Origin of the sequence: Lacrimispora sp. 38-1, assembly GCF_049890855.1 — a bacterium.
In the GTDB taxonomy this organism is placed as follows: Bacteria; Bacillota; Clostridia; order Lachnospirales; family Lachnospiraceae; genus Lacrimispora.
In genome coordinates, this window is record NZ_JBANEW010000068.1 from 75,592 (window position 1) to 86,358 (window position 10,767).

14 protein-coding genes and 1 pseudogene are annotated in these 10,767 nt (G+C 39.8%); 1 reads left to right on the plus strand and 14 read right to left on the minus strand.

The window, feature by feature from the left end:
• Window positions 1-180 precede the first annotated feature (180 nt).
• The 7 genes from V7D18_RS20440 to V7D18_RS20470 form a co-directional block, all read right to left on the minus strand.
• Window positions 181-528: an IS66 family transposase gene (locus V7D18_RS20440; protein WP_426156977.1), complete on the minus strand. Its 348-nt coding sequence runs from the start codon at window positions 526-528 to the stop codon at window positions 181-183.
• Window positions 513-992, minus strand: a complete 480-nt coding sequence (locus tag V7D18_RS20445; protein WP_426156979.1) for a transposase domain-containing protein — start codon at window positions 990-992, stop codon at window positions 513-515. The genes V7D18_RS20440 and V7D18_RS20445 overlap by 16 nt, the downstream gene beginning before the upstream one ends.
• 292 nt (window positions 993-1,284) lie before the next feature.
• A complete protein-coding gene (tnpB, locus tag V7D18_RS20450) occupies window positions 1,285-1,647 on the minus strand; it encodes an IS66 family insertion sequence element accessory protein TnpB (protein ID WP_426156981.1) in 363 nt (120 codons plus the stop codon).
• 88 nt (window positions 1,648-1,735) lie between these two features.
• A complete protein-coding gene (tnpA, locus tag V7D18_RS20455) occupies window positions 1,736-2,026 on the minus strand; it encodes an IS66 family insertion sequence element accessory protein TnpA (protein ID WP_426156983.1) in 291 nt (96 codons plus the stop codon).
• Between the two features lie 488 nt (window positions 2,027-2,514).
• Complete coding sequence (locus V7D18_RS20460) at window positions 2,515-3,636, minus strand: NADH-dependent flavin oxidoreductase (protein ID WP_426156985.1); 1,122 nt, start codon at window positions 3,634-3,636, stop codon at window positions 2,515-2,517.
• Window positions 3,637-3,780: 144 nt separating this feature from the next.
• A complete protein-coding gene (locus tag V7D18_RS20465; protein WP_426156987.1) occupies window positions 3,781-4,518 on the minus strand; it encodes a nitroreductase family protein in 738 nt (245 codons plus the stop codon).
• 144 nt (window positions 4,519-4,662) lie between these two features.
• Window positions 4,663-5,112, minus strand: coding sequence for an Rrf2 family transcriptional regulator (locus V7D18_RS20470; RefSeq protein ID WP_426156989.1), 450 nt, complete (start codon window positions 5,110-5,112; stop codon window positions 4,663-4,665).
• A 169-nt stretch (window positions 5,113-5,281) separates the two neighbouring features.
• Here V7D18_RS20470 and V7D18_RS20475 point away from each other — a divergent pair.
• A pseudogene (locus tag V7D18_RS20475) lies at window positions 5,282-6,048 on the plus strand (transposase).
• Between the two features lie 931 nt (window positions 6,049-6,979).
• Here V7D18_RS20475 and V7D18_RS20480 read toward each other — a convergent pair.
• From V7D18_RS20480 to V7D18_RS20510, 7 genes are all read right to left on the minus strand, one after another.
• Complete coding sequence (locus V7D18_RS20480; RefSeq protein WP_426156991.1) at window positions 6,980-7,345, minus strand: DUF6075 family protein; 366 nt, start codon at window positions 7,343-7,345, stop codon at window positions 6,980-6,982.
• 2 nt (window positions 7,346-7,347) lie between these two features.
• Window positions 7,348-7,764, minus strand: a complete 417-nt coding sequence (locus V7D18_RS20485; protein WP_426156992.1) for an ExeA family protein — start codon at window positions 7,762-7,764, stop codon at window positions 7,348-7,350.
• Complete coding sequence (locus V7D18_RS20490; RefSeq protein WP_426156994.1) at window positions 7,722-8,156, minus strand: AAA family ATPase; 435 nt, start codon at window positions 8,154-8,156, stop codon at window positions 7,722-7,724. The genes V7D18_RS20485 and V7D18_RS20490 overlap by 43 nt, the downstream gene beginning before the upstream one ends.
• On the minus strand, window positions 8,149-9,339 hold the full coding sequence (locus V7D18_RS20495) for a DDE-type integrase/transposase/recombinase (protein WP_426156996.1): 1,191 nt from the start codon (window positions 9,337-9,339) through the stop codon (window positions 8,149-8,151). The genes V7D18_RS20490 and V7D18_RS20495 overlap by 8 nt, the downstream gene beginning before the upstream one ends.
• A 52-nt stretch (window positions 9,340-9,391) precedes the next feature.
• The gene (locus V7D18_RS20500; protein ID WP_426156998.1) at window positions 9,392-9,556 is read right to left on the minus strand and encodes a hypothetical protein; all 165 of its coding nucleotides are present in this window, start codon (window positions 9,554-9,556) and stop codon (window positions 9,392-9,394) included.
• A 123-nt stretch (window positions 9,557-9,679) separates the two neighbouring features.
• Window positions 9,680-9,937: a DUF6431 domain-containing protein gene (locus V7D18_RS20505; RefSeq protein ID WP_426157000.1), complete on the minus strand. Its 258-nt coding sequence runs from the start codon at window positions 9,935-9,937 to the stop codon at window positions 9,680-9,682.
• A 194-nt stretch (window positions 9,938-10,131) separates the two neighbouring features.
• Entirely contained in the window at window positions 10,132-10,404 is a 273-nt protein-coding gene (locus tag V7D18_RS20510; RefSeq protein WP_426157008.1) for a nitroreductase family protein, read from the minus strand.
• Window positions 10,405-10,767: the final 363 nt, after the last annotated feature.

Genomic DNA, 10,767 nt, shown 5'->3' on the forward strand with positions numbered 1-10,767 from the left:
ATATAATGAATAGCAGCTTTGTCTGGTACACTAAAGAAGGTTATATTAGTGTTTCTTTTCATACAAATATAATTTAGTTAAACAATCTATCTCCCTATAGATGTAAGAAAAATATAGGCGCGAAATCCGAAAAAATAGTTGACATATACCTTCAAATATGTGGCCTCTTTGTCTGATTAATTAGATAAAGAGGCTCTTATAATTAATAATATCCTGTATCAGTTTCTCCTGTTCATTCTCCTCCGGAATGACCGGATCATCCAGCCGTGTTTTGGAATTGATATCCAGATGCTTTATGGCTTTTCTCCTCCCTGCTGGAATGGCTTCATAAAACTTTCTGCGGCAGTGATCGAGACAGCAGACCAGAGTAACATCTTCCACTTTATTATAACCCTGATATCCGTCGCATTGGAGAAGGCCATTGAATCCTTCCAGAAAGTCCCTGGCATATTTTCCACTGCGTCCCGCTGCATAATCGTAGAGGACTATCGGTGGCAATCCGTCACTTCCGGTCAGATAGATCCACATCGGACCTGCGTATAGCCAATCGTTATCATTTCGCTGTTGCAGTATTCACACCGACGCTGATCATCCATAAGCGGGATTTTCACTTCCCTTATTGGCAGACCCACGTAGATATCATCCCGTTTTGCTTTTGGTTTGCGTTCACGTGTATGTTCTTTTACCGTGATTTTAGCTTTTGTTTCCACGAAAATGACCTCTTGCGTATTTTTATCTTCAGAGGTTATTTTTTCTGATGATGTTCCAAAAAGCTGTCTGCGTAGTTCCTTTAATGTTTCTTCCAGATTCACTTTGAGCGACTGAAGGTCATCGACAAGTTTACGCAGCTCGGCGATTGTTTCATCTTTTTCCGCCATGCGGGCATCCTTTTCCGCCATGTGGGCATTCTGTGCCTGGATATAAGCCTGTTGCTGTTCCACAACTGTCTGCAACAGTTTCATCTGCTGTTCAAAAGTACTTTTTTCATCCATGATGCACCATGCCTCCCCGGTTTTTATTCTTCTTACATTATAAAGAATTATGAGGATATGGGCAAATGTGCAGTCAGATACGCACCGTCATTTTGACTAAAAGAAGAATGGTGGGAAACCTTGAAAAAAGGCTGTTCTACAGCAGTTTTAAGAGACTTATGCACATTCATTTCTGGTATATGGGTGTCATGCACGGATAACTTTAAATGCAGATCGGAGTGTGTGGATAACAAGAGAAAAGCGGGAGTTTAACCGGATATCGTTTTTTTTATTTTCTCCATTATGCACAAAATCAGAAGTCTTTTTTCTGGGTAATGGGCCTGATTGCTTTCGGCTGTTCAATTGATAGTCCTTCCATCAGCCACCGGAATTCCTGTCTTGTAAGCGGGCGCACTTCAGAAGCATCTTTATCTTTTGGCCATTGAAACCTGCCAGTATAAAGTCTTTTCAGATATAAGACAAACCCATCCTTATCAAAATGTAAGGCTTTCACTGTGTTTTTCTTTCGCCCGCAGATAAGGAAAAGTGCATTTGCATAAGGATACATTTCATAGGTATCCCGGATAATCGCCATAAGACCATCAATACTGCGTCTCATATCAGTCCGGCCTGTAATAATATAAACTCCTGCAACTCCGGATAATTCGCCTAGCATAGCTGTTGCAGCACAGAAAGAGTATTTAATATCGTATCTCTGGCAGCTTGATTGGAAATCTCAATACTGTAATCATTGATTTTTAAGATCACTGCTGGAGAAGTCCTGACATCAGTATCCCCGTTCTGCAGGGTTTCAGTACTTCATCTATAATTTGAAGAGGAACTACCTGCTGACTTTCCCGGACAATACGATGTTTGGCTGTTGGTATCTCGCAGGCTTTTCGGCGAAGTCTTGTTATCTTTGTATAAAATGTGCTGATCGGAATACCATGCTGTTCACACCAGTCTTTGTCCCCAAGACCACTTGTGCGGCATTCCTGTATCAGATTTATCCATTCCTGATCCGTTCGTCTGGCATTTCTTTGGTTATCATTCATTGGCGATGATCTCCTTCCTTTCATGGAGAAGTCAAGCACTTGATTCGAAGAATTGTAGTGAACGAATACAAAGTAGTCAAACGAGAACCGATTTGAATAGACACCCTCCTGGTTGTCTCTATTATTTCATAGATGGAGGAATTTGTGGAGCGGCAGGTTGTTCATCGCTTACATAATATTTCCAAGCTTAATTACAGGAGGTATTCATTTCAGTATCAGCAAACGCAAAAAAGGACACCGTTCTAAATTTCTTTAGAAAAGTGCCCAAATTAGTGCATTCTTATTAAATTTGACTTCCTTTACAAAAATTCAAGCTCATCCTTCATCTACAACATATACTTATCGAAATGGTGTCTCCCTATCTTGTAAACGCTGAAACTGCCCTGACTTTCCTTTATCTTTCTCATAAGTCTCTAAGAATTTTTCCATATTTAAGTTAACACCTATATTGCTTCCTTCTATTCAAATACTCCTCCGAAACGGCTTGGTTATTCTTCAATATTAAACCATCCATCTGACATTTGTATAAAATTCCACAGCTTTTCTGGTAAATTTAAGTCCTTCATATCTGATTTTTTAATAGTTAGACGCAATTCATCACTTCTGCCTGATTCTACCTTTTCTACCCATTGAGGTTCTGTAACAAATGCATGCCCTAATGCTGCAAGTGCAGCTCCATTTTTTAAAATATAATCTACCTGATTAGGCGTTTGCAATGAACCAGCAACAATCAAAGGAATTCGGTCATCAACTACTTTACTGATGACGTTTAAGTATGTTTCTTCTCCAACAGCATCTATAGGTTGTGAATTTACTGCATCTAGAAGCGATGCGTGAATATAATCAATATCAAGTCCAATTAGTTCTTTAATTAATACATTTGTGTCTGTCATACGCAATGCACCATCCATAGGCTCATCTGGAGATACACGATATCCTAAAATAAATGGTCTATCTGCATATTCATCAATTACACGTTTTACTTCTTTCACAAGCTCAATAGGGAAACGTAGACGATTTTCTAGTGAACCACCCCATTTATCTGTACGCTTATTGAAAAATGGAGATACAAAATTCTGAATTAAAAATCCATGAGCTCCATGAATTTCAACACCATCAAAACCTGCTTCAATTGCACGACGTGTTGCTTGGCCGAAAGCTTTAATAACATCGTAAATTTCTTCTTCATTTAATTCACGAGGTGTTAATGATGGAGCAAATGCAGTTGCCAAAGTTTCAACTGAACTAGCACTTATAACATCAGAATTCGAAATTAATTGTGGTAGTGCCTTGTTACCTGCATGATTGATTTGTAAAATAGCTTTTGCACCATTATGTTTCAGTGAATCAGCCAATTTTTTTAAACCTGGAATAAACGAATCATCGTAATTTGCAAATTCATTTGTAAATCCAATACCATTTTCTTGAACATGTGCACAACCTGTAATAATCATGCCTGCTCCCATATTTCTAACTTTATAGTAGCTAATTTCTTCATTAGAAACTGTATAATCGTCATTGCTTGCCCATGTTGTCATTGGTGCCATAACAATACTGTTTTTTAGCGTGAACTTATTACCTAATTTAACTTGTTTGAATAATTTATCCATTTATAATACCTCTCTCTTAATTTTGTCGAATATATATTAAGTGGTTTCCCTCCTTTTGTCTGGATTTTTGGGCCGCACTTAAAGTATTCAACACTGTTATATGATGATTGCTTCCTAATTTGTTACTGTAATAACTTTTATCAATCAGTCTTCAATTTCAAAAATGCCTTTCTTGCCCCACTGCCACTTTCCTCTCTTGCGTGAGCCAAGCTCAAAATGAAGCTTGCCAATGCCGAGATCCGGATCCTGTATTGCCATCCTTTGGTTTGGCATATCTGCCGATACAACACCCTTTTGATAGCGGAAGGTGACGGGTTGAAAGTTCACTCCGGATGGTCCAATCTGCATACACTTCACACCGTCCATGAACCAGTCCGGTATCTGATTTGTATCACTCTCGATATGTTTCTCCGGCTCGTTATCACTCTTCCTAAAGTTTGCGCGGATCAGCCACTGCCTTGTAGGTGTGCGAAGCATCGGATTGCCAAGCATAATGACAGCGGCAAGCGCCTCTCCCGGCTGTTCGTCCACACGCAGTGTACTCTCGTTATAATTCGTCATTGCCCAGCAGGAGGCAAGCCCTAGCTGTGTCGCAAGCAGGACAAGTTTCTCTCCGTAATAACCCGCCATTTCACGTCCGATTTCGTCATCAGGAGCAACGCATGCGATATAATGATACACCGTTCCTGAAAAAATAGACGGTACTGCATCTATCGCTGTCTGATCGTTGCCTCTCGGCCCGTAGAGTTGGAAATGAAGTCCCGTCTCTTCATTGTTCTTATCCATTTCCTGCTGCAAGATGTCCATCTTTTCTGGCTCAATCTGTTTGTCTGCATAAGAACGGCAGGAAATTCGTCTCTCAATTGCTTCATCAATATTCATAATAATTAGTCAGTTCCTTTCAATGTACATTTGATGTATCCGATTTGGTTACAATCAAAGTGTACCACGCATGTTTTGTAACGTCAATAGTTACATCTATTTTTTTAAAAAAGACTTTGGAAAGCCCCCTGTGGAGTCATATAATTATTTTACCTGCTCGTTTTCAATGATATATCTCATATCTATGATTACATCAGAAAGCAGCATAGAAGACATTTCTTTTTCTAGTGTCCCTTGTATCTTCTTCAAACGCCCATCCATCACTGAATGCATGTTTCTTCCTACAGCACACTTTGCGCTTGGATTTTCATGGAAACGGAATAAACCTTCTGCTTCCACGCTGTCTACTGCCCGATAAATATCATAGAGTGTAATTTTATCAGCAGGAACAGCAAGAGATACTCCACCATTGCCCCCTCGCTGAACATTAATAATTCCTGCTGCTTTCAACTGTCCGAATATTTTTCGAATAATGACAGGATTTGTACCAACGCTGTAAGAAATAAATTCACTATTTACCTGACTATCGCCTTTATACACCTCTATACAGGTAAGTAACTGAATTGCTATCGTAAATCTGCTTGAAATCTGCATAATGTCACCTCCATCATTACATTAACTATTAGGCGTTTGCGAAACGCCGAAAGCCTTGAAAATTAAGGCTTTTATCTTTACAAAAATAAAACAACTCCTCACGAGTTTATGGTAAAATTGAGTTGTCTAGAAACAATTCATACCTAACCGCGAAAGGAGTTGTACTCTTATGATACCATACAAACAGCTTTCTTTGGCAGATATTTTTTCGGACTGTCAAAATATTTTTGATGAAGACAAACCTGCATTCTTGTCATTGCTCGAATCTCACATTAATCTTGATGAAATTGTTCCTGTTTCTTTTAGTAACCATTTCTATGCATCAACGGGTAGAACCCGTAAATACTCTTTACATTCTATGCTTTAGGCTTTGATTATCCAACGCATTTTCTCCATTCCTACCAATGCTCTTCTTCTGGTTTTTCTACACTGCTCTAAAGAATTGAGAAATTTCTGCGGTTTTTCAAAAGTTCCTGATGTATCTAAAATTACTCGTTTCAAACAGGACTTTCTTTCGGACTTACAATCAGTTTTTGATACTCTTGTAGATTTAACATAAATGAGAACGGTATCCCTTGTTGTCCGCATGATGAAACTCTTCCTATGAAACACGAAGGAAGTTCTACGCGTCCTAATGGTCTTAAAAGATATAAGTTTGTGTGTCCTAAAATCAAATGGAGAAAAAATAAAGCAACAAACAGGAACGAACGTGTTGCTGTGATACTCCCTGTACTTCTTCAAAATCAGGACGGATGTTTTACGTTTACCCGGAAAAGAATCTCCGGGCATATCCCGGTACATTGAGAGGCACACAGCAATGGGAGGATACCTACAAAATCAGATCGGTTGTAGAACAAAATATTAATCACGTCAAGGAGAATCTCTGTGTTGCAAAAAGAAGGACTCAAAATGAGAAAACACTTCATGCTGATTTAATACTTGCTGGAATTACACAATTAATCACAGTAGTTCTTGCTGATAAAATAAACCATCATGAGTACATTCGAAGTCTAAAGCCTTTATTTGCATAGAACCTACCAACTTCATAAAGCTCAAAGCTTATTAAGGTTCGCTTAAAATAACTCTAGTTCGCTTACTATTCAGAAATCCAGTAATTTGGAATTCCACATGGATTAAAGTCAATTCAACAATCTAGTTTCGCAATCACCTATACATTAACTATAACATCTTCGAATTGTAATTTCAATGGATACATCAAGTTTCAGTTTGTCGGCATCATTACAACCATGTTATCAACACGACCTACCATTTTAACTATCTTATCTACTCAACCTGGTTTTTTAACCATGTTGTCTACTCAGCCCGGGGCTATCTTTCAATCCTATCAACTCAACCTAATTTTTTCGATATGTTCCCACGGAAATTTTGGTCAGAAAAACATTTTATAATGGAAATAAAAACGGTAGATGCAATCAAAAGCAGCTACCGTTTTGCTTTTGAAGCAACACAAAAGCAGGTGTCAAGTGTCTTACACCTGTTCTTATTACTTTATGGGAATTTATAAAAATCAAGATACTCTGTAAGCAAAACTTATTGCACTTTTCGGTTTTTTTTCTCTCAAACGTTGGATTAGAGCGAATTGGCGAAACAATTTTTATTAACATACCTCCATTCGCATGGGAAATGAATGAAACCTCAATTAAACAAACAACAGAAAGAACAATTATAATTTCTTAAGCTTAAATTCTATGACTAATACCTAAATACTTAGGTATGCTTCTATAACTTATATTGTTCTTTTTCTGTTGATAATCTCTCTTAATGTGAGAAGTTCCCCTTGTCAGTTCACCATGAACCCTGCCATAGTCCGCTAAAAAGACAGACCATCCTGTACTGCCCCAAGCTTTTATTGAATGGTAAACCGTATTGCAATGGCATCCAATGCCAGCCTTCGGTTTTCGCCAGCCAGGTTACACATCAGAGAAAAAGGTGATGAATCCTCATCTATATACCCATTATACAGGTTGAATCCCAGGCGAATTAAGGCTTTACAACCTGAAGAAAAATCTACCTCCTGATTGGACAGACAGTCTTTTATCTGGTGATTTTTAAAGTTATAAATAGATAAACGCTTCCGATATAAATCCTGGTTGCCTGATATAACGTAAAACAGGGCCATCCGCTCTTTATCGTCTGGGTGTGTACCATCTTCCTTAACAAGCTGATCATACCATTCTTTATGGGCTGTAAGAAAAAACGAGTGTATTCCCATGGTTACATTCCTCCCTTTAGCATCTCATGATTGACCACATATCTTATCATGTGTTCATCGATCAACCGTTTATTCTGCTGTGAAGCATACATCAGGCTCTTTTCAGCAATCCGGTTAATGCTTCGGGGTATCCCCGTGGATTCCTTATGTACTTCATCAAAAGCTTTGTCAGTAAAGATATCCTCTCTTCCGGCTGCGTAGGTTAAGTGAGAGCATATATACCGCTCCGTTTCAGCTCTGTCCAGGTGAGGAAGAACGCAGTTGATATCAATCCGCTGTCTCACCGCAGCATAGCGTTGAAGCTTCAACTTCTCCCAAAGTTCACTCTGACCTGCAAGAACTAACGCCATTGGGCTTAAGGAATCGAAACGGTAGTTCAACAGAAACCGGAATTCCTCAATCGTTTCCTTTTCCAGCAAATGCGCTTCGTCCAGAATGCAGACGACTTTTTTCTTCTGAACCCCGCGGATAATTTCAACCTCCTTCTGAAGCTGACGTTTTGCATCACCGCGGTAAAATCTTCGATACCTAACTGGTCAAGCAGTCCCTTATAAAACCACCGGGGTGTCAGCTTGGAGTCAGAAATGTACAGAAATATATACTCCTCTTTCGATAGCGTTGACACGAAGGAACGTATCAGTGTTGATTTTCCACACCCCGCATCGGCTGTAAGCACTGCAAAGAGCTGACGGTCAGCCGCGTAGGTTAGCCTGCCAAGTGCATCAGCAACATACTGAGATTCGTAAAGTTTCTCTGGCGGAATATCCCGGGTGAAGGGCGTATGTTCCATTTCGAAGAATTGCTCATACATCGCTGTGTCCCTCCTTCCGGTATGCACCAAATGAAAGGGCATTCGCCTTCATCTGGCGATTCTCTTCATGACGACGTTCCAGTCCCTTAAGGAACCGGGAAGTTTCCGGCTCTTCCTGAAGCATACATACCGGCAGTTCCGGTTTGGGATCACAGAAGCTGCCAATTGTAAGAGGCTTAGCCTCTATTGGTTCTATACCTGGATAGGTAACCGTGATGATCCGTGGCGCCATCGGATCGTATGCGATCTCAACGGTTGCTCCGATGAGAGCAGCACTGGTCTCGTACTTAAGGCCGTTAAAGCTGATACACGCTCCCTTATCCACTTCACGCTTTTCATGGTGAAGGAATGCTTTCCCGACTACGGAGGCATCCAGAAATACCAGCGGTCTGGAATCACGGTTCCATTCCTGTCTTGGGCTGATTCCTTCCTTTGGTACATGGGAACCAAGGCTCCGATAGTATTCGCCAATCCCCTCATGAGGCTTGTTATGGTAATACTCCTCAAGCCAAATATCCCAATAGTGATTCAACTGCTCCAATGTCTTTACCTTCTGTGCCTTAATCTCTGCAAGAAAGGAGTTTACGAACCGATTAAAAACTTCTACACCACCTTTCGACTGTGCGAAATAAGGTTTGGCATGGAGTACCCGGATTCCAAGCGTTGAAAGTGACTGGATTAGTTGTCTGGATACGTACTGTTTTCCGTTGTCGTGGTATGCCGCAGACATTTTTCCGTTCTTTAGGATGGCACGGTGATAGCTGTCCTCAACTATCTCGGCCCTCTGGTTATCATAAAACTTCGCATCAATGGTGAATCTTGAATGATTATCGATGATAACAGAAAGATATGTCTGAACCATCGCACCATTTTTTCCAATCGGAAGTACCGGACCGTATTTTATGTCGGCTTCCACAAGCATTATGCGGTGTGGCTTGCAGAATCGTTTGGAGGAGCTGTTCTTCGCTTCTGCGTATTTACGCATCTGCTTCTTGCCAAACCCTGCTTCATAGAGATGCCTCTGCAGAGTGGGGCGTTTTAAGATTCCCGGCGGCACATGTCCTTCCATTTCCAGTATTAGTATGATCTGTGCAACAGAACGTGATGGTACCTCACGTTTTAAATGGATCGCTTCTGATACCAGTTCCTCGAAGTTCTCCGGCAGAGTCTGCGCACGCCGCATCTTGCGGTTTATTGGCTTCAGCGCCGAGAAGCCACCGGCTTCATAAGCCTTTTCATAACGGTAGATACTGCGAGATCTGATATGTCTGGGAAAGCTGTTCTCGAAGAGCCTGCTTCTTGGCGATATCAGTCCCTTCTTCTAAAAGCGGAGAGATGATACGGAAGCGATTCAAGGCTTGATCTTCTTGCCATTGTTTTGTTTTTGCATTTGTATTCATGATAGATTACCTCCTTTTAAGGCAATCATACGACAAAGCAACCATGACAACAAAACAAAGTCGGTGCAAGATAAATAGTTCAGACGGCAGCAAGATATCCGACTGAATTATAGATAAACCGGATTATAATTTCAAACCATTTCTCGTGGGAACTACGCAATTCATGGAGCAGTGATGCTTGTAAGGTACCATACAGTCTGGGAGTTCTCTGTGAAGCATCTGGCAGTGCGTACATTTGAGGCGATTAATAAGATACCGTAGATGTTCTCCGCCTTCCTTTTTTAGGGTGCGTAGGCAGGAGTCCCTGTATTTCAGTGGATTTCCACAGACAGGAAAGATGGATGAAGCACGGCTCTCAACTAAAAATATTTTCTTCCTCATTGTAGATAACGCGATATTCTGATATAATAATCATGTTTTTTGGGAAGTCCCAGAGCGTACATAATCTCGCGAGGAAGATGTGCTCTGGGACTTTTTCCTTTCGTATACTAATGACAGTATACAGGTCAGTCCAGAGACAATCAATAAAATCCGTTTCATGCTATTTATCAGATCAATAACACTAATAATCAAATTCAATCACGACATTCAACAATATCATCTATACTTTTTCTGCGTCTCGCAATAGGATTTTCATCTGCATATCCTACTGCCATTGCAGCAAAAAGCTCTCCGTCAACATTTAACCACTCGCATAATTCCTTATATGCAAAATATATGTCGCAAATCCATAAGCTACCCAATCCAAGTTCGGAAGCTGTGAGCGTCATGTTCTCAATAGCTGCACCTATTGACTGAGCATTACAGATTTCGTAAATACGTTCTTCAGGTTTTAAAGAAGAATAAATAGCTAATTCATTCCACCAATACTTGTTGTATTACTACTCTTGGCAACCTTCATTGAGCCAGCTTCACTGTCCCCAAATAAAATTTCTATCATTATTACATCTCCTCAAATTTAATTGCAATATACGTTCCGAATCCATTCCGATCAAATGATACCAAAGTCAAACTTCCCATTATTGCTATAACATGCTTAATTTATTTTCCATATTCCAAATTTTTCAAATTTAAAATTTATTGATAACCATTGTAAACCTTTCAAATGCAAATATTTATATAATATTTTTAAATTTAAATTTTTATAATACATACTTACATTTTATAACTTGAGTACTTTATTTATCTTATGTCAAATTGTAAAATAATTC